18 protein-coding genes and 1 pseudogene are annotated in these 19,067 nt (G+C 42.2%); 11 read left to right on the top strand and 8 right to left on the bottom strand.

What is annotated here, in order from left to right:
* Positions 1–342: 342 nt before the first annotated feature.
* The 4 genes from RMZ41_RS31515 (at position 343) to RMZ41_RS31500 (ending at position 4,240) form a co-directional block, all read left to right on the top strand.
* Positions 343–1,368: a multicopper oxidase domain-containing protein gene (locus RMZ41_RS31515; protein WP_322640191.1), complete on the top strand. Its 1,026-nt coding sequence runs from the start codon at positions 343–345 to the stop codon at positions 1,366–1,368.
* A gap of 165 nt (positions 1,369–1,533) precedes the next feature.
* Positions 1,534–2,571: a helix-hairpin-helix domain-containing protein gene (locus RMZ41_RS31510; protein WP_322640190.1), complete on the top strand. Its 1,038-nt coding sequence runs from the start codon at positions 1,534–1,536 to the stop codon at positions 2,569–2,571.
* Positions 2,572–2,702: 131 nt separating this feature from the next.
* Positions 2,703–3,137, top strand: a complete 435-nt coding sequence (locus tag RMZ41_RS31505; protein ID WP_174708794.1) for a bacterioferritin — start codon at positions 2,703–2,705, stop codon at positions 3,135–3,137.
* Positions 3,138–3,271: 134 nt separating this feature from the next.
* Positions 3,272–4,240: an FTR1 family protein gene (locus RMZ41_RS31500; protein ID WP_322640206.1), complete on the top strand. Its 969-nt coding sequence runs from the start codon at positions 3,272–3,274 to the stop codon at positions 4,238–4,240.
* A 90-nt stretch (positions 4,241–4,330) separates the two neighbouring features.
* Here RMZ41_RS31500 and RMZ41_RS31495 read toward each other — a convergent pair whose 3' ends face one another.
* Complete coding sequence (locus RMZ41_RS31495; protein ID WP_322640189.1) at positions 4,331–5,266, bottom strand: ABC transporter substrate-binding protein; 936 nt, start codon at positions 5,264–5,266, stop codon at positions 4,331–4,333.
* A gap of 570 nt (positions 5,267–5,836) precedes the next feature.
* On the opposite strand from RMZ41_RS31495, the gene RMZ41_RS31490 reads away from it, so the two are divergent.
* Complete coding sequence (locus RMZ41_RS31490) at positions 5,837–7,336, top strand: family 10 glycosylhydrolase (RefSeq protein WP_322640188.1); 1,500 nt, start codon at positions 5,837–5,839, stop codon at positions 7,334–7,336.
* Between the two features lie 101 nt (positions 7,337–7,437).
* Here the strand turns inward: RMZ41_RS31490 and RMZ41_RS31485 are convergent, their stop codons facing one another.
* A complete protein-coding gene (locus RMZ41_RS31485) occupies positions 7,438–8,040 on the bottom strand; it encodes a molybdenum cofactor guanylyltransferase (RefSeq protein WP_322640187.1) in 603 nt (200 codons plus the stop codon).
* Positions 8,041–8,140: 100 nt separating this feature from the next.
* Here RMZ41_RS31485 and RMZ41_RS31480 point away from each other — a divergent pair, with 100 nt between their 5' ends.
* Complete coding sequence (locus RMZ41_RS31480; RefSeq protein ID WP_322640186.1) at positions 8,141–8,341, top strand: hypothetical protein; 201 nt, start codon at positions 8,141–8,143, stop codon at positions 8,339–8,341.
* An 8-nt stretch (positions 8,342–8,349) separates the two neighbouring features.
* Here the strand turns inward: RMZ41_RS31480 and RMZ41_RS31475 are convergent, their stop codons facing one another.
* Together RMZ41_RS31475 and RMZ41_RS31470 are read right to left on the bottom strand one after the other, a co-directional pair.
* Complete coding sequence (locus RMZ41_RS31475) at positions 8,350–10,410, bottom strand: thioredoxin domain-containing protein (RefSeq protein ID WP_322640185.1); 2,061 nt, start codon at positions 10,408–10,410, stop codon at positions 8,350–8,352.
* A 170-nt stretch (positions 10,411–10,580) separates the two neighbouring features.
* Entirely contained in the window at positions 10,581–10,736 is a 156-nt protein-coding gene (locus RMZ41_RS31470) for a hypothetical protein (protein WP_179072865.1), read from the bottom strand.
* Positions 10,737–11,191: 455 nt separating this feature from the next.
* Between RMZ41_RS31470 and clpP the strand changes: the two genes are divergently transcribed.
* Positions 11,192–11,800 (top strand): ATP-dependent Clp endopeptidase proteolytic subunit ClpP, encoded by a 609-nt coding sequence (gene clpP / locus RMZ41_RS31465; protein ID WP_322640184.1) that lies wholly within the window; start codon positions 11,192–11,194, stop codon positions 11,798–11,800.
* A 46-nt stretch (positions 11,801–11,846) separates the two neighbouring features.
* Here the strand turns inward: clpP and RMZ41_RS31460 are convergent.
* The 3 genes and pseudogenes from RMZ41_RS31460 to RMZ41_RS31450 all read right to left on the bottom strand — a co-directional run.
* Positions 11,847–12,032, bottom strand: a pseudogene (locus tag RMZ41_RS31460) (hypothetical protein); the annotation flags it as partial.
* A gap of 531 nt (positions 12,033–12,563) precedes the next feature.
* A complete protein-coding gene (locus RMZ41_RS31455; RefSeq protein WP_322640183.1) occupies positions 12,564–13,448 on the bottom strand; it encodes a hypothetical protein in 885 nt (294 codons plus the stop codon).
* A 560-nt stretch (positions 13,449–14,008) separates the two neighbouring features.
* On the bottom strand, positions 14,009–14,305 hold the full coding sequence (locus RMZ41_RS31450) for a hypothetical protein (RefSeq protein ID WP_322640182.1): 297 nt from the start codon (positions 14,303–14,305) through the stop codon (positions 14,009–14,011).
* On the opposite strand from RMZ41_RS31450, the gene RMZ41_RS31445 reads away from it, so the two are divergent.
* From RMZ41_RS31445 to RMZ41_RS31435, 3 genes are all read left to right on the top strand, one after another.
* Positions 14,293–16,647, top strand: coding sequence for a ribonuclease R family protein (locus RMZ41_RS31445; protein WP_322640181.1), 2,355 nt, complete (start codon positions 14,293–14,295; stop codon positions 16,645–16,647). The genes RMZ41_RS31450 and RMZ41_RS31445 overlap by 13 nt on opposite strands.
* 121 nt (positions 16,648–16,768) lie before the next feature.
* A complete protein-coding gene (locus RMZ41_RS31440) occupies positions 16,769–17,389 on the top strand; it encodes a flavin prenyltransferase UbiX (protein ID WP_322640180.1) in 621 nt (206 codons plus the stop codon).
* Between the two features lie 170 nt (positions 17,390–17,559).
* Entirely contained in the window at positions 17,560–18,261 is a 702-nt protein-coding gene (locus tag RMZ41_RS31435) for a LapA family protein (RefSeq protein ID WP_322640179.1), read from the top strand.
* Between the two features lie 20 nt (positions 18,262–18,281).
* Here RMZ41_RS31435 and RMZ41_RS31430 read toward each other — a convergent pair whose 3' ends face one another.
* Positions 18,282–18,476 (bottom strand): hypothetical protein, encoded by a 195-nt coding sequence (locus RMZ41_RS31430; protein ID WP_190895038.1) that lies wholly within the window; start codon positions 18,474–18,476, stop codon positions 18,282–18,284.
* A 47-nt stretch (positions 18,477–18,523) separates the two neighbouring features.
* Between RMZ41_RS31430 and RMZ41_RS31425 the strand changes: the two genes are divergently transcribed.
* Entirely contained in the window at positions 18,524–18,652 is a 129-nt protein-coding gene (locus tag RMZ41_RS31425; protein ID WP_322640178.1) for a hypothetical protein, read from the top strand.
* Positions 18,653–19,067: the final 415 nt, after the last annotated feature.

The following is a 19,067-nucleotide window of genomic DNA, read 5'->3' as shown; positions in this document are numbered from 1 at the left end:
CGGGCGGCTCATGGCTATTTAAACTTAGGAGTTGGCTTCTCCCTATTATATGCAGCTTCATATTAAATTGGTATAAGTACTACTAAAGCAATCAGCAGGAAAAAGTTAGCTTGATTCTGAATATTATTTATACAGAAGCTAGTGTATAAATCACTTAACTTAATATTGAGAAATTTAGCTATTTTCTGAGAGTGAATTTTCCTTAGCTCTAAATTTAACAACTTAAATAGTAGTTTTGAAGTCCTCTCAAATTATTGACAATAATTACCAATTCCTCTAATATTTAAAAGCAATTGCAAATCTTTTGCAATTCTTTTTTGACGCTAACCGTAACGAAATGTCATGCCCAACAACTTCGCTCTAGGTAACGGAAAGCCTTGGAGCCGCCGTGAATTATTGAAGCTGGGCCTAGTAGGTGCTGGAGTGACTGGTGCAGCTGGACTTTGGCAGATGCTAAATCTACAAAGTAAGTCAATCGTCAAAGTTCCACCATTCGAGATGGAAACGCCGGACGATGTTAATAACCCGATGAAGGTGTTAAGGGATTTTGATTATGGAACGGTAAAGCAAGAAAATGGGCGGACTATCCGCGAATTTCAGCTAACTGCTGGTACTTCCATCATCAAGCTCAATAGTGCTGTCTCTTACAACATCTGGGATTTAAATGGTCGCATTCCAGGGCCAACGCTACGGGCAAAACAAGGCGATCGCATTCGGATACTATTTCTCAACAATGCGGGACATTCTCACTCGTTGCATTTTCATGGGGTTCATCCGGCGGAAATGGATGGTATTCGCCCAGTCAGTAATGGTAGTGCCACAATTTATGAATTTGATGCTGAACCTTATGGCGTTCACTTATACCACTGCCATATTGAACCAGTCACCCGTCACATTGCGAAGGGACTGTATGGAATGTTTATCATCGATCCACCTACTCCTCGTCCCCCAGCTGATGAGATTGTACTAGTGATGGGCGGGTATGACGTGAATGATGATAGTCATAACGATTATTATGCCTTCAACGGTTTGCCTCACTATTACATGCATAATCCCATTCGTATTTACAAAGATCAGTTAATTCGGGTGTATGTGCTTAACATCATTGAATACGATCCAGCAGTAACCTTTCATCTCCACGCCAACTTCTTTGATGTCTATCGCTATGGCATGAGTATGACTCCTAGCGAGAAAGCAGATGTAATTACGATGGGTGTAGCAGAAAGGCACATCTTAGAATTTGCTTTTCGCTACCCAGGTAAGTATATGTTTCATCCTCATCAGGATGCGATCGCAGAAAACGGTTGCATGGGTCAATTTGAAGTACTTAGTGAGAGCAACTCTCAAAATACTGTGAAAAATTCTTAAAGAGATAATTTGTAATTAATTTATTAAAATTTTAATTCAACTAGTTGATAAAAAGTGTCATTATATGTCACAGTAAAGTCTACTACAACGTGTCAAACAAACTAGCTTCTAGTAATAGTTTGGAATGTTTCAATTAATACTTTTTTAGTTGTGTGAGAAGCAAAAATGATAAAACTTCGTTATGTCTGTTTAACAGCAGCAGCAGCCCTAATAGTTAGCTTGAGTTCTTGTACCAGTACACCAACCGCAGAAAACCCATCAGCACCAGTTGCTAGCACTCCAGCTACAGAGGCAGTAAGTAGTAACAGCCATAGCGGTCATGGTAGCAAAGAAAAAATTAACATTAATAGTGCTATCTTGTCAGAATTAGATAAGTTTGAAGCTAAACTAGGTGTTCCAGCTTTATCTAACAAAATCCAGGCAGGTCGTCCTTATGGTAAACCAGAAGATTTAGTCACTAAAAAAGTAATTACTCAAGAGCAGTTCGACCAAATTAAAGACCAGGTTGGTGTTCAAGAAGTGGCGCTTACTGGTGAAGCCAAAGATGTTGACTACATGAGTAAGTTGGGTTTAATGAAAGGGCATCTTTTAGTAGCACGAGAACTGCTAGATCAGAATCAACCGAAACAAGCAGAACCTCATATTGGACATCCAGTTGAGGAGATTTATGTTGATGTAGAAGATCAATTAAATGAGCGCAAAGTCAAAGAATTTAAGACAACATTGGTAAGTTTGCAAGATTTAGTAAAATCTAATCCGAAGGATAGCAAAGTTAAAACTAATTTTACTTCTTCAGTGCAAGCAGTTGACGGAGCGATCGCAGCTTTGCCAGAAGCTCAACGCTCAAAACCGGGATTTGTGCTACAGGTAATTAACGAATTGCTAGATTCAGCTAACTCTGAATATGGCGCTGCGATCGCAAATGGTAAAATAACCGCGCCAATTGAGTATCAAGATTCCCGTGGTTTTGTCTTTTATGCCAATGATTTATACAAAGGAATTTCTAGTCAAGTAGCTCAAGCAGATCCCGAAGCCCACAAAGCGATCGATGCTAGTTTTGCTGAACTCATAAAAGTTTGGCCTTCCGCCATCCCACCAGCGAAAGCAGTCAAAACAACTAGTGATGTTACCAAGCTCGTAAAAACCATTGAGGAAAACTCTCAAAAAGTCGTTGACAAATCTAATACCCAAGCACAGCGATAACAGTTTGTTTTAATGGAAAGCTGATGCTAAGGAGTTTAAAATGATGAAATCGTTAGAAGTTAGGAGTTATTAATTACGAATTACTTCCTCCTAACTTCTGACATTCCATTCGTTACTTTAACTAACAACTGATGCAAGAACTTGACCAGAAAAAAACCATTGACCTGCTGAATGCCATCATGGAATTTGAACTAGCAGGAGTAGTGCGTTATACACATTATTCTTTGATGGTGACTGGCCCTAACCGTATTCCAATTGTGGCTTTTTTCAAAGCACAGGCAAGCGAGTCTTTACTTCATGCTGAACAAGTAGGAGAAATTCTTACCGGTTTAGATGGGCATCCCTCACTGAAAATTGCCCCAATGGAAGAAACCTATCGGCATAAAGTCAAGGATATCTTGGAAGAAAGCTTATCCCACGAAAAAAAAGCATTGGATCTGTATAAAAACCTCCTCGAAACTGTCACCAATGCTAGTATTTATCTGGAAGAATTCGCTCGTGGCATGATTGGGCAAGAAGAGATGCACAATCTCGAACTGAAAAAGATGTTACGCGATTTTAGCTAAAAGTCATTGGTCATTAGTCAAAAAAATTCAAATGACATAGACGCGCCAGCGGCTACTCTTCGAGAACACCAAGGGCGAACCCGCAGGGTAGGACAACTGACTAATGACTAATGACAAAAGACAAAGGAAAAAAGATGGATTTTAGTACTGCTCTACCTACTTTTGTAATAACGCTCCGAGAAGGAGTGGAAGCTGCCCTTGTTGTTGGGATTGTGCTAGCTTTGCTGAAAAAAGCTAAACAATCCCGACTTAACTCTTGGGTATATGCGGGTGTTGGCGTTGGTATTGTCGTCAGTGCCTTTATCGGTGTGCTATTCAGTTGGGTAATTCAAATACTGGGAGCAGCGAATCCTCAATATACCTCTGTAGTTGAGCCAGCACTAGAGGGTGTATTTAGTGTGTTGGCGATCGCCATGCTCAGTTGGATGCTAATCTGGATGACTAAACAAGCCAGATTCATGAAAGCTACGGTTGAAGGAGCAGTAACAGAAGCACTGACACAAAACTCAAATGCTGGCTGGGGTGTTTTTACTTTAATTTTAATTGCCGTTGTCCGCGAAGGCTTTGAAACTGTTCTGTTCGTTGCTGCTAATTTTCAACAGGGATTCATGCCGGCATTAGGTGCTATTGGTGGTTTGGTAGCTGCAACTGCCATTGGAGTGCTGCTATTTAAATGGGGTGTGAAAATTAACATCCGCCAGTTTTTCCAGGTAATGGGCGTTTTCTTGGTGTTAATTGTGGCTGGGTTGGTAGTTTCAGGCTTGAAGCATTTTGACGAAGCTGTGGCCAACCTTGCTCTTAGCAGTCGTGCTACAGAAAGCCTGTGTTTCTATTACGAACGTTTTACAAGAGTACATTCTTGTATTTTGGGGCCAATGGTTTCAAATACTTCCACAATCTTGCCTGACGAGCAATTTCCTGGGATTATTCTCAAATCTTTATTTGGTTACAGAGACAATCTTTATCTTGTGCAAGCAGTGGGATATGTGACCTTTTTACTCACCATTGGAGGATTGTATTTCCGCAGTCTTGGAGGTGCTTATCCTGAAGGTAAAAAAAATATTCCCTTTGCTCAAAAACCAATTAGTTCTGCAAAAGATTAAAAGCACAAACAACGAGATACCCAACTTATTAAAGAAGTTGGGTCTCTAAAGCATTATGATTTTCACAAATAATATTTATTTAGCTAACAACTAACTATTCTGTGGTGCAAACAATACTTGCTTAAGCTGCTGACAAGCCTTTTCAATTGCATCTATACTACCTGGATTCACCAAACCAAAATAATCAAACACATAGACTCGGTTATTTTTAGTTGCTTGTAGTTGCTTCCAAAAAGATTCCTTTTTCAGCGAATCTAAAAGTCCTGCTTCTGAATTACCTTGTGGAGGATTAACCAAAATTATCACCTCGGGATTTGCTTCTAAAACTTTCTCAGCCGAAAGCGTCACATAGCCACTAATTGGACTTTTTCCTTGTAAATCTGCCGCGATGTTTTTCGCCTGGAATTTTGCCAGCAAATCCCCTGCCCAACTATTTTTATTCGGTGATAAAATTGGTTGACGATTAACCAACGCTAGAGTAGAAAAACCCTGAGTTGGCTTTTCTGGCAAGAAAGTTTTATAACGATTTAATAAAGGCTGAGGATCGGCATCAATTTTTTTAGCAAGGGTTTTAGTAAGTTCTTCTAGAGATTCCCAGTTATTCACCTTAACTAGCAAAGTTGCAATTCCTAGTTGCTGAAGTTTTTGAATTGGGATGTTAGAAAAACCCTCTGCACCAATAACTAAATCTGGTTTTAGTGCCACCACTTTTTCTAAGTTTGGTGGATTTTGTCCTTCACTAACACGGGGAATATCCTTGAATTTTGAGTCATCCTTAAATAATTTACTACCAGTGATTCCGACGATTTTTGTTGGATCGAGTCGAGAGATAATATCCGCAGAAAGAGAAGAAAGAGCAACAACTCTTTTTGCTGATTCTGTTGATAATTGTTGAGAATTGGTATTTGCCGTCTCAGTAGGATTTGTAACTTTTATATGTGATTGCTGAGTGTTTGTAGTCGTGCAAGCAGCTAAAACTATACTCATCAAAACCGCTAAAGCAGATAAGAGCCAATGACGACGCATATTAAAATTCCTTCTGGAGTAAGATTGCATAAAAAAATATTCAGTAAAATATCCAAAAATTGCAAATCATAGTTTTTGGCAGTATAGCTATAAATCAACAAGCGGGATCAACGCCGCCAGAGATTGAAAAATGTGTTTAATAACAAGAGCTAAAAGTCAAGTTATTCTTGTTTCAAAAAAATTACTGGCTTTGGCAGATTTTTACTAACTTAAGGTAGATGCAGAATCTACCTAATAGTAGATTAAATCTGTTTTATATTCAGATATTTTATAATGTTCTAAATGTATTTATGTATTTATATAAAAAATATGGCAACACAAACAGAGCTTTAACAGTCTTAAAAAATAGGTTTTAAAACCATTACAGCTTAAATATATAATTCGATACACGTTGCCTACAATTATCTGAATTGGGGCCGATGATTATCGTAAACAAGAGGGTTTAAAACCCCTACCTGTATAGGTAGCCCCAGTTTCAGTTGGGGTTTAAATCCCCGTCTGAAATTGTCTTTAATTTTGAATTTTGAATTTTGAATTTTGAATTGTTATTGTGTCCATCTACTGGTAGGTATGTCTAATCATCCTTTGAGCGTTGCAAAATCAACATTATTTTGGCGGCGTATATTCGCTGTTGTTTTCATTAGTAGTTCGTTGCTCCCCAACTTTGGAACTGAGCCAGCAAGGGCGCAAGCAACCCAATATTGTCAGTTATCATCATCGGTGGCGCAAGAAAAAGAAAAATTACGTTTATCAGCGCTCAAAGGCAATCAAGATGCCCAAACCCGCTACCAAAACTTACTAAAAAAACAGGCGCAAGAGTTACAGCAGTGCCGCACGAAAACTTGGCCGCAAATCCAAGCCATTTGGTTGCGCTTGTATCCCTGTGACATTCAGCCAGGAATAATCGATCAGATTATGGATCGGATTGTCAACCGTGGCTATAACCAAGTTAATTTGGAAGTATTTTACGACGGACAGGTATTATTGCCAGCAAAAGCTAACCCGACAGTTTGGCCTTCTATAATTCGCACTCCAGGGACAGAAAACATCGATATACTCGCTACAGCAATTCAAAAAGGTCGGCAACGCGGTTTGAAGGTCTATGCCTGGATGTTTACTAACAATTTCGGTTATACTTACGCCCAGCGTCGAGATCGAGAAAGTGCGATCGCTCGCAATGGTAAAGGTCAAAGCAGCCTATATGTTGTAGATAACGGCTCTCAAGTATTTATCGACCCCTACAACTCCCAAGCAAAAAGCGACTACTACCAATTAGTAAAAGAAGTTTTACGCCGTCGTCCAGATGGCTTGCTATTAGACTATGTGCGCTATCCTAGACAAGCAGGAAGTGATTCCATTGCCACCAAAGTTTCAGATTTATGGCTATATAGTCCCGCAACTCAAGAAGCTTTATTTAAACGGGCACTTAATTACAAAGGACTAGACTTAATTCGCCGCTATTTGAGCAAGGGATATGTCACCGCCGGAGATATCGCGGAGATCGATCAACTTTATCCCCAAGAAGGTGAACCTCTCTGGCAAGGGCGCATTCCCCCAGCAGCGCAAAAATCAATTCTGTCTGCAACCGACAGACAACCACTTTTGCAATGGGAATTGTGGCAATTAGCAGTTGCTCACGCCATGCAAGGAATTCTAGATTTTGTCAACATAGCTAGTTACCCAGCCAAGCAGCAAGGCGTTTCCACCGGAGTAGTGTTTTTCCCTGATGGCAACCAAACTGTCGGACAAGGGTATGATTCCCGCTTGCAACCTTGGGATCGCTTTCCCACGACATTAGAGTGGCATCCCATGTCTTATGGAAATTGCGGTAATGCCAGTTGTATTGTGGCGCAAGTGCAACGAGTTTTAAGTATGGCGAAACCGGGTACTAAAGTGATTCCAGCTTTAGCCGGCAAATGGGGAGAATCGATTAGTAATCGTCCATCCCTAGAAGTGCAAATGCAGGCACTTCGCAAATTTGCCCCCCAACTGAAGGGAGTTAGCCATTTCGCCTATTCTTGGCAATATCCTCAAAATGATAACGATCGCAAATTTTGTCGCGTTCGGTAAATATACAGAATTCAGGAGTCAGGAGTCAGAATTCAGAAGGAAAATTTTGCTAATATCTCTTATCCCACACTCATTGATTCTGAATTCTGTATCTTCTTCAATTAACTTAAAGCCAAGTCCTCTGGTGTATTACAGTTCAATAGCATTTCTGGTTCTGGTAAAGGCAAAACTTCTACCGGATATTGCCGCAGCCATTGCTGAAATGATCGCCCCCCTTGGTTGATAAACTCTAAAAGTTCGGGCAAACAGCGACGGCGATAGAAACCACACAGAGGTTCCCAGCCTTTGGGATGATGGGCTAAAGCTGCGATCGCATTATCCCCCACGCTATCAAGTCTAGTTACCCAATCTTGCAACACCTCAACCCGCAATCTCGGTAAATCGCAAGCTAGCAACAAAACCCATTCTGTCTGCACTTGGGCTAATCCTTGAGCAAAACCAACTAAAGGCCCGTGGGCTAGAGATTCTCCAGATAAAGGTACTTCTCGGATAAATTGGCAACCAGGTAAAAGCAAATCTTGATAACGTTCTGGCCAGGGAGTGATTATATAAACAGTATCAGCACAGCTTTGAGCAATCCCACAAACTCGCTGTAACAACGGTATTCCTTGAATGGGAATCAAGGCTTTATCTTGACCCATCCGAGAACTTTTACCGCCAGCTAATACAATGGCGGTTAATTTGCTACATGAGTTAATAGTCATTCGTCAAAAAAATAGAGGGTAAAAAACGAGTCAGAAGTCAAACTAGATTAACCTCTGACGCTGAAAGTAGAATAAATTTATCTTCTACTTAAACCCCATCATGGCTATCCAAGAACTCGAACAACAACTCCTTCAGCTTTCCCCCAACGATAAACTGTACATCATTCAACTCCTTGCCCAAAGCCTGACGACACACAATAACACCCAACCAGATCAACCAAGCAAACTCTCAGAGTTTTTCCGTCAATCTCCCCTAGCTGAACTCACCGAAGAACTAGACCTCAGTCGAGATGGCAAATAAAATCTATTTCACGCCCTTACCTGACTTTTCTCCACTTGCTGCAATAAATGCTCTACACTTTCTGCTGGTGCAAGACACTTCAAACCTTGGCAAACTAAGCCAACGCTACCCTCTGGTAAATCCGATGTGATGGCAAACACCGCCGATGGTAAAAACTTGGGGATCAGCGAGTTTATTTGCTCAGTGGTGCTGCGAATCAACGTAGAATTACGATACCAATCCAAGGCTGTAAATAAGCTGGGACAAGCTTGGGGAGCGCGATGCATCACACTTTTAAAAGCTTTCAAACCAAGTTCGGCTAAATCCAAATAATCTAAATTATCGGTGAGTAGAGCCAGACGGACAAGGTTAGCGATCGCAATTCCATTGGCTGATGGTGTAGCATTATCCGCATAACTCCGCTCTCTGACAATTAAATCTTGACTAGAATCTCTTGATGTGTTATTATACCCACCTAATTCCACACTCCAGAGAAATTCGTTGAATTCATCTTGAATAGCGATCGCATTTTCTAACCATTGTTCATGCTCAGGGTTGGAAGCTTGTAAATCTAGCAGAGCTTTAATAAAAAAGGCGTAATCTTCAGATTGGGCTAAAACGGTTGGTTCGCCTTGATAATTGAGTCGCTGAAAACGCCCATCTACAAACTGATTTTCCAAAATAAAATTCGCCGCTCGTGCTGCTAATTCCAAATATGATGGTTCTTGGAAAACACCAGCAGCCTTAGCTAGTCCAGAAATCATCAAACTATTCCAGGCGACAATCATCTTTGTATCTGTCACCGAGGGAATGCGACCCGGCCAGTTAGTGGTTTTTGCTTCCTGGTTGTTACGAGCCGGGGGAAAAGTTTCTAAGGACTCAGAACTACTAACGCCGTAACGAGCGGTAAACAGCTTGCTCAGTGCTGTTTCTAGCGTTGCACTCAGTTTATCTGAATTCCTTCTTTGTAAAACATTACTTCCTTCAAAGTTACCGTTAGGGGTAACAGTAAATTCTTCTTGTAATTCCGTTAATTCTTCCGGCGTTAAGAGTTGTTGGACTTCGCTGTAACTCCAAACATAAAAAGCTCCTTCTTCTGGTTCTACCGCCGTGGCTTGGGTAAAGCTATCGGCATCTTGAGAAGCATAGAAGTAACCTTCCGGTGCGGTCATTTCCCGCTTTAGCCATTGTACAGTACCAGCAACGGCTCTCTCAAAAGCTGATTCTTGAACTCCTGCACTCCATAAATTTCCGAGATACTCCACAATCTGCCCATTGTCGTAGAGCATCTTTTCAAAATGCGGTACTGTCCAAGTCGGGTCAACAGTATAGCGATGAAAACCACCAGCTACATGGTCATAAATCCCTCCCAGCGCTAAGTCTAGTCCCCGCTGGGTAGAAACTTGCTTGCCATCATAGCGAGATTCAAAATTAAATCGAGTTCCCCGCAGTGCTAATTCTGTATAGGGAATCATCGGAAAGCTATTACCAGATTTGTTAGGAGTAATTACACCTGTGCTGGTTTCCCAACCTTGGCGGAGTAATTCACGGTCTTCAAGCTCATCTGTTGTACCGTCCTGCAATACCGCAGACGTGAGCAGAGACTCAATAATTAAGGCTTTGCGTTGCTGTAATTCTTGTTTTTCGGTGTCGTAATAACGGCGAAGGGCTTGCAACACCTGCAAAAATCCTGGACGACCATAGCGCGGGTCTACAGGAAAATAAGTCCCAGCATAAAACGGCACTAAATCTTCTGGGGAAAGAAAAATATTTAAAGGCCAACCTCCTTGACCGCTCATCATCTGCAAAGCTTGCATATAAATGCTATCGAGGTCAGGTCTTTCTTCCCTGTCTACTTTGATGGGAAGATAATTAGCATTCATGTAATCAGCGATCGCACTATCAGAAAAAGCTTCGCCTTCCATGACAGTACACCAGTGGCAACTAGAGTAACCAATGGAGAGAAAAATTGGTTTATTTTGCGCCCTTGCAGTTGCAAGCGCTTCGTCACACCAAGGCCACCAATCAATGGGGTTTTCGGCGTGTTTGCGGAGATAGAGGCTCTTAGCTTCAGCAAGGCGATTAGTCATGATCAAATGCAAATAGTTGCCTTCTTTGCTCAGTCTACCTTGTTCCCAAGAGTGTTAGCCTCTACAGCTATGTAGATGTACAGCTAACCCTACGAACTAGTTAGCCCTTGGTTAGGAGGTAGTAGCATGTCATTGATATCGCCAACACCTGTATAAGTTGTGAAATATTTTTACTGAAAAGATCGCAATAGCAAGCTAACAATATTTGGTGGTGTTTCTTGTACAGGTGATGCTGTCTTTGACTGAATTAAAGTATTGGGGCTAAGTCCTGCTATCAGGTGGAGCAAGAAGGTGATGATGGCGGCTTGTATAAGTTTTTCCAGCATGGCACGTCTCTTGTGAATGGATAGCATTTCAATTAGGACTGGTTATTCTGAATACACCTCGTACTATCGATTTACCGAATCTAACAAAAATAACTTGATAATTGCTGAGGGAAATCCTAAAAAAATGTTTAAAATGTTACATAAAGCTAAGATAAGTCCCTAAGCAAGTTTGATTTCGGTTATCGGTTTAATAACTACATCGCCAAAGTTACTCAGCAAAGGCCGAGATTATGAGGTTGGCGATAATTGAAGTTTTTTGATTTGTTTTCCCGACATGGGATATTCTCTTAGACACCTTTTACGGACAAAAAGTGCCCTTAGAGGTTGAGAAAGAGGCAAAGAAACAGGGGAAAACGATAAAGGTTTAAATTATCTGCTTAGGAACAGTAGAGATAAACCCCAGTTTCGTGCTGTCACCGATAAAATGTATTTAAAGTAGCCACAAACACGCTTCCATGATTCCTATCGTTATTGAACAATCGGGTCGAGGTGAACGCGCCTTTGACATCTACTCACGGCTGTTGCGTGAGCGCATCATCTTTTTGGGACAACAAGTTGACAACAACATTGCTAACTTGATTGTTGCCCAACTGCTGTATTTGGATGCTGAAGACCCGGAGAAGGACATTTATATGTACATCAATTCTCCCGGTGGTTCGGTGACGGCTGGTATGGGCATTTTTGACACTATGAAACATATTCGCCCTGATGTCTGTACAATTTGTACCGGATTGGCGGCGAGTATGGGCGCTTTCCTCCTCAGCGCGGGTACTAAGGGTAAGCGGATGAGTTTACCCCATTCTCGGATTATGATTCATCAACCTCTCGGTGGCGCTCAAGGACAGGCGACTGATATTGAAATTCAGGCGCGGGAAATTTTGTACCACAAAAAGCGGCTAAATGACTATTTAGCCGACCATACAGGTCAACCAATTGAGCGCATTGCTGAAGATACTGAACGTGACTTCTTCATGTCACCAGAGGAAGCCAGAGACTACGGTTTGATTGACCAAGTGATTGACCGCCACGCTGCTGGTAGCCGCCCAGCTGTTGCTGCTGTCTAGTCATTAGTCATTAGTCATTAGTCTTTTGCTAATGGCTATTGACTAATCAAAATCCTGCTAATGGGTCTGGCTGCGATTGGAGATATTTGAGGAATTGGTGTAATTCTTCTTCAGTTAGTAAAGTACGCGATCGCTTCCTATAAATTTTAATTAGATGTTCGCGTCCCTGTTCTAGTGTCCAACCTAAACGCTGCATTTCAACATCAGTTTTTGCTAATACCTCAGATAAATCTTGGAATTCTTCATCTTCTGTATCAAGATTGCTGGGGTATTCTACTGTAGGTTCAGATTCTAAGTATTTGACGAATTCTAATAATTCTTCTTGGGTAAGCAAATTCTTATTTTGCTTGCTAGAAGTTTTGATGACATACTTATACTTCTGTTCTTCTTCCTTCATCCAACATAAGCGTTCGATTTCACCATTAATTTGTCCCTGCTGTTGTGTCCAACATAACTCTTCAATTTCAACATTAATTTTGGCAGTAACAACTTCGTCTAACGGTTGAGATGCAAGGTATTGGAGGAAGTCTAGTAATTCTAATTCTGTCAGTAAAAAACGCGATCGCTTCCCATAAGTTTTTTTGAGATGCTCCCGCCCCCGGTCTGTTGTCCAGCCTAGTCGCTGCATCTCAACATCTGTTTGAGCAATTACTTCACCAAAATTCCCAGGTTCCATAGCTTCATTACTGTTTCAATAGCCTACGTTATTAGTCATTAGCCCTTGCAAATGACTAATGACTAATGACTAATGACTAATGACCAATCAAAATCCCGCTATTGGATCTGGCTCAGATTGAAGGAATTTGAGGAATCCGTGTAATTCTTCTTCAGTAAGCAAAGTTCTACCCCGCTTACCGTAGGTTTTAATTAGATGCTCCCGTCCCTGTTCTGGTGTCCAGCCTAGACGCTGAAGTTCGACATCTGTTTTAGCAATGACATCTGATAAATCTACGGGTTCAGCTTTCTTCTTTCTCTTTCCTGCCACAGGTAGAGTAGTTACATCCTCTTGAGGCGTGTAACTCCGAGGTGTAAATGGTGTGACATTATTAGCAGAAATTGGGGGAAAGGTTTGATTTTCTACCTGGTTATCAAAGGTTATTTCTAATTTTTCAACTGGAAGATCGAATTCTGGCTCCCGGTCAGCAGTTACAGGAAAGTTTTGACTTAAATCCTGACTATAGGTATCGCTTAGTAGAGGTGCAGCATTGCTGTACTCGTACTGTTCGTTACTGCTTGTTACTACTTCTGGTTTGATGTTGCGGACTTTGGAGGGTGGGATAGATATTTCCTTATCGCTGACCACTGGCCATTGACTACTAACAGAATCCCCCTCTTTTGCAGAGGAATAAGTAGACTCACTCAATCCTGCTTTGGTATTCAAAGAAGGATTTACCTGTGCTGGGGAAATTGGATTTGAGCTAAATGCCACTGATTCGGGTGCGGCATTTGTAATACCCAAAACTATCAACGCCCTAGTTCTGGCTTGGTCTTCTGCTGCTTCTATTGTTTCTGCTGCTGCCATACCCGTCGCACGGGTTACGCCTTCAATTTGTACGCTTGCCCGAACAATATATTTTCCTTGAAAAATTTGCACTAATTCAGAAATCAGGCTGCCGTTGGGATACAAGCTCTGGAATTGAGCCAACATAATACTGCTACCAATCTAAATCTGTTGGGTACTTGGGATTGGGGACTGGGACAGGGGAAAGAATTATTTTAATCCTATATCCCTAATACCCAATCCCCAGTCCCTTTTAATGCTTTATCTCGTGTCCCAATTGTAGCAGTAGCTGTTTTTTGACGAAATTTTTGGCTAGTGCTAACTTGTCTGGGTAGTCTTGCTTGCAATGCTATACTGATTACCCAACTAGATATCTAGAACTATTTTCTGGAAGTGCGCTCTAAATCTACAATAATGGAGATAAGGTTCGCCCTCACTGCTTATTAAGCTGCTGACCTAATTGTTACCGATTCTACATGTGGGAAAATTGGGTTCACCGGCAGTTCCTCCTAGTAAAAAATCAGGTTCTAATGGCGTAAAATTACCTTCACTCTAGACAATCAGACACCTGTAGTTTCCACGCCACTTGACGGCAGTGGCTCCCCTGCATAGCGCTTTTGGGCAGTATGGATTATCCAAAACCCAGCTTCTCAAAAACCCGTCGCGTAATTAACTAGCGGGGCTAAATCTTAAACAGGCGTGCAATCTTAAGTTTGGTTAGGTGAAGGAACTTGAACGCAGGCGAATTCTGAGAGCATCGTGCAGTGAGAAGTTCGTAGATGTCCAGAGTTGTCCGTGGGTAGGCTTCCTTTGCTCGGAACTGCTGGAGTAGTTTCCCACAGGGCTGGGGTTGGGTTTCCTTTCCTTAGAACTTGGGAAGCCTTACCTCTGGGCAATTCGTTTCCAGCTTGTTTCTGTAAGCCGTGAGGGTATACAGGAATGAACCAGATTAAACAACAAATGATGTTTTGACCAAAGGTCGGTTCACTGCATGGAATTTTCAATCGCTACACTCCTTGCCAATTTCACCGATGATAAATTGGTAGCTCGGAAGGTTTTAGAAAAGAAACTTGGCTGTGAAGATGAAAAAAGCTTACAGAAACTTCACATTGCTTTAGATGTTCTCGAAAAAATCGGTATTTTAGTGAAAGAACGGGGCAAGTACCGTCGTGTTTCAGAAGAGGGAATAATCGAGGCAAAACTCCGTTGTTCTAGTAAAGGCTTTTGCTTTGCTATTCAAGATGTGGAAGGAGCCGAGGATATTTACATCCGCGAAAGTCATTTGAGTAATGCTTGGAATGGCGATCGCGTTTTGGTAAGAGTTCTCAAGGAAGGCAGCCGTCGCCGCTCTCCTGAAGGGGAGGTGAAGCTGATTCTCGAACGTTCTAACCATACTTTATTGGCACGAATTAAGCAGGTAGAAACTGGTTTTAGGGCTGTGCCTTTAGATGACCGATTGCTGTTTGAACTGAAAATTCAACCTAACGAGGCAAAGTTAGAAGAAGCGATCGATCACCTAGTTCATGTGGAAGTTTTACGTTACCCATTGGCACAATATCCTCCCCTTGGTCGAGTAGTGCAAATCCTCGGTAGCGATGCCGAAGCTGCTGCTGATATAGATTTAGTTACGTGCAAACACGACCTTTCTCGGACTTTTCCGGATCATGTTCTAGAAGCCGCCGCTAAGTTGCCCAAAAAGCTACTCAAAGCAGACCTGAAAAATCGCCTGGATTTGCGTAATTTGTTTACTCTCACTATTGAAGGGGTAAATGGCAACACCAAGATTATAGAAAACGCTTTTAGTTTAGAAAAAAACTTAGCCGGAAATTGGCTTTTGGGCGTTCATATCACCGATGTTTCTCACTATGTCCAACCTGACGAAGCTTTAGATAGAGAAGCATTAAAACGCGGTAAGTCAGTGTATCTGGGAGAATTGGTGTTGCCAATATTGCCTCCAGTGGTAGCAGAACGCTGTTCTTTAGTACCTGGGAGCGATCGCTTAACCATCTCTTTCTTAATTACCATTGATCCCCAATCGGGAGAAGTGCTGGAGTGGGAAATTCAACCCAGTGTAATTAACGTCGAGACTGCATTGAGTACTGAACAAGCTCAAGCAATTCTCACAGGTGATGCTGACAATCAATCTCCACAGGCCGTCCAAGTAGTGCAAGACCTCCAAGCCTTGCAAACAGCCGTCAAACAGGTAAGGTTGACTCGTGGTAGCCTCCAGTTGAATCTGCCGCCCAGTCAAAACGCCTACTATGATGAAGGGATTCTTGGCGCTGTGGTGGTGAACGATTTACCAGTGCGATCGCTACTCACGGAGTTGGTACTGTTAGTTAATCAACTGGTTGCAACTCACTTAAATGCTCTTGGTGTTCCTGCTATCTGGCGAGTCCAAGGTACACCCGATGTCGAAGATGTCCAAGAAATGCTGAAATTGGCAGTCAATTTAGGCGTTGACCTCACACTAGATCCAGAAGTCGATATCCAACCTTTAGATTATCAGCATTTGACCACAGCTTTTGCGGAATCTCCCTCTGAGCAAGTTCTGACTTACTTGTTGCAAGATACCCTTAAACCGTCGGCATATAGCACCACTAAAGGATCTCACTTTGGTCTGGCACTACCCCAATATGTCCACTTTAGCGCCCCATTGCGACGTTATCCAGATTTGCTGATGCAGAGAGTGTATTACAGCCTACTCGAAAACGGACGCGATCGCCGCAATACCCGTGTCAGAGAGCGGGTTAACTTGCGCCACTCCTCTAGCCACGAGGAAATTAACTGGAACGTTTTACCCCCAGAATTGCAACAAGAACTGCAAAGCGATTTGACTAGGGTAATTGTCCAACTCAACGACCGAGAAAAAGAAGTCCAAGAAGCCGAAGCCGATTTAGCTGGACTGCAAAAAGCCCAACTGATGAAGCAACGCATCGGACAGGTATTTCAAGGTGTGATTACTGGCGTTCAATCCTACGGTTTCTTTGTGGAAATTGAAGTCCCAGCCGCCGAGGTGGAGTCCAGCAGTAATCCTGGTGTGCCTTTGAGGGTGGAAGGATTGGTACACGTCAGTTCTCTCAAAGATGATTGGTATGAATATCGCGCCAGACAACAGGCATTGTTTGGTCGTAAAAATCGCGCTTCTTATAGACTAGGCGATCGCGTCGCCGTTCAAGTTAAGAGTGTCGATTACTACCGTCAACAAATTGATTTGGTAACAGTCGGCAGCGATGGCGTACCTAAAGGTTTAAGTGGTAATGGCTCCAATGACGATCTTTCAGACCTCTACTTACCAAATGATATGGAGCCTGATGACCTAGACCCTTACTCTGAGGATGAGTAAAGTGAAAAAGCAGGGGAGCAGGGAGCAGGGAGCAGGGGAGCAGGGGAGAGTTCAAATACCAAGTTCTTTCCTCTCTGCCCCTCTGCCCCCTACCCCCTGCCTCTTATAAACTAAACCTTACGTGTCAAATAACACTAAACCTCTAATTTTAGGCGTATCGGGCGCATCTGGTCTGATTTACGCTGTTCGCGCAATCAAATTTTTGCTCGAAGCGGATTACAGTATTGAATTGGTTGCCTCTAAATCTACTTACATGGTTTGGCAGTCAGAACAGGAAATTCGGATGCCACCAGAACCAACCGCACAAGAGCAATTTTGGCGGGAGCAAGCTGGAGTTGCCCTTTCGGGTAAACTCCGTTGCCATCCTTGGGGTGATGTTGGAGCCGGAATTGCCAGTGGTTCCTTCGCTACTCTGGGGATGTTAATTATTCCATGCAGTATGAGTACAGTGGCAAAGCTAGCCGCTGGCTTGAGTTCCGATTTACTAGAACGGGCGGCAGATGTCCAACTCAAAGAAGGGCGAAAACTGGTCATTGTTCCTCGTGAAACGCCTTTTAGCCTCATCCACTTGCGTAACTTAACCTCTTTAGCTGAAGTTGGAGTAAGAATTGTCCCTGCTATTCCTGCTTGGTATCATAATCCGCAAACCATCGAGGATTTAGTTGATTTTGTAGTTGCCCGTGCTTTAGATCAACTAGATATTGACTGCATCCCGATTCAGAGGTGGGAAGGCCGTCGCTAACCCTGCCAGTGGACTCAGAAATTTCACAATAGTCCTAAAAGGGTAATGATAGAGATGGCTGATAGTGTCAGTAGTCAGTGAACAGTAATTGGTGAAGAGTAATCAGACTGATGACTGACAACTGACCACTGACAACTAACCACTGACAACTGACAACTGACAAAATTGCTATGGCTGTAATTCGCTTAATTCTATTAGTGGCAGTATTGGGAGGACTAACGCTGTTGTTAGTTCAAAATTTTTCACCTGCCCTATCGCTAGTATTTTTGGGCGTGCGAACTCAACCATTACCACTAGCGATATGGATTTTGTTCAGTACTGCCACAGGTGCTTTCACATCTATATTGATTGCTACCTTGTTTAACTTATCGAATTATTTTGTGGCAGGACAACGCCAAACACCCGAACGCCGAGGTACAACTTCAGCGCGTGCAAAAGCAACCCAGAGAGAAGAATTTACATCTCGTCCTGCCACTCCACCACCAGCTAGTAAAAAAGAAGAGCCTACTAGCAGTGAGGTATTTGATGATTGGGAGACAAATGGCAATAGAGATGATGACTGGAACTTTGATGAAAAGTCAGAGGAAACACCTAAACCTAATCCTCAAGCTCAACCTGCTAGAGATTCTAAGATTTACGAACGTCAATCAGAAACTAAAAGCGGTTCTCAGTCTGGTTCAGTTTACTCCTACAGCTACCGCGAGCCTAAAAATACGGCTGCGGGAAAAACTGAATCGGTTTACGATGCCGATTATCGCGTAATCATTCCCCCTTATCAGCCGCCGACTACCAATCAAGCCGATGATGATGATTGGGAATTTTTTGATGATGATGAGGATTTTGAGGATGATGATAAACGCTCTCGTCGGTGAGGATGTAGCGTCTTACGTCTCTATTTGATGCCACAGCGCTCTCTAGATTCCTGCTTGACCTTACCAGTCATGGCGGCTTCCTGCAAAGTCATGAAAGCATTAAAATCTTCCAAGTCATATCGGGTAGTCAACAATTGTCGTAGTTGATTTTCAGCTTCCACTGTCAAATAGCCAGTTGCTAAAGCTTTTTGTACTACGTCACGAATTCGATTCATGGTTGACGCCTCATTCATCATATATTTATTCATTCAGGCTTATTGGGGTGAAATATGCAGTAGTTTTTGTACCAAAACTTCTTTATTTACAAATATTTGTTGAGCGATCGCAGGATATAAGTCATGATTTACACCTCTATCAAAACCATTTAATTGAAAAAGCTGGTTATAACTAGATTTTTAGACTAATAATGCCGTGCTATTCAAAACACAGTATTGTGTATACTTAAAGTTATCCACCAGAGTGAAAATTCGGATTATTCACATAGACAGGAATTGTTTCGATAAAGTTTCAAACAAGCTATATTAATTTTTTTGTTAAGCATAGCGATTAATATACGGCAATTACCAGGTTACATCAAGATATTTGCTACATCCCTGAGAAATTCATCGTTGATTCTTTATAGTAATTTCACTGAAGAATCGTTAAATCTGTAAGAATCCACTTTAATTTCTGTTCGCGCAGTGTGACGTAGCCATACTAATTTCGCTTAATAGGGCAAGAGTTAATACGAATTCGTAATTCGTAGTAGAGCCTCCGGCACGCTACGCGAACGTAATTCGTAATTAAGAAAGTCCTACCTAGTCAGG

The sequence above is a fragment of the Nostoc sp. DedVER02 genome, assembly GCF_034530675.2.
In the GTDB taxonomy this organism is placed as follows: Bacteria; Cyanobacteriota; Cyanobacteriia; order Cyanobacteriales; family Nostocaceae; genus Nostoc.
This window is presented reverse-complemented; position numbering and strand designations above follow the sequence as displayed.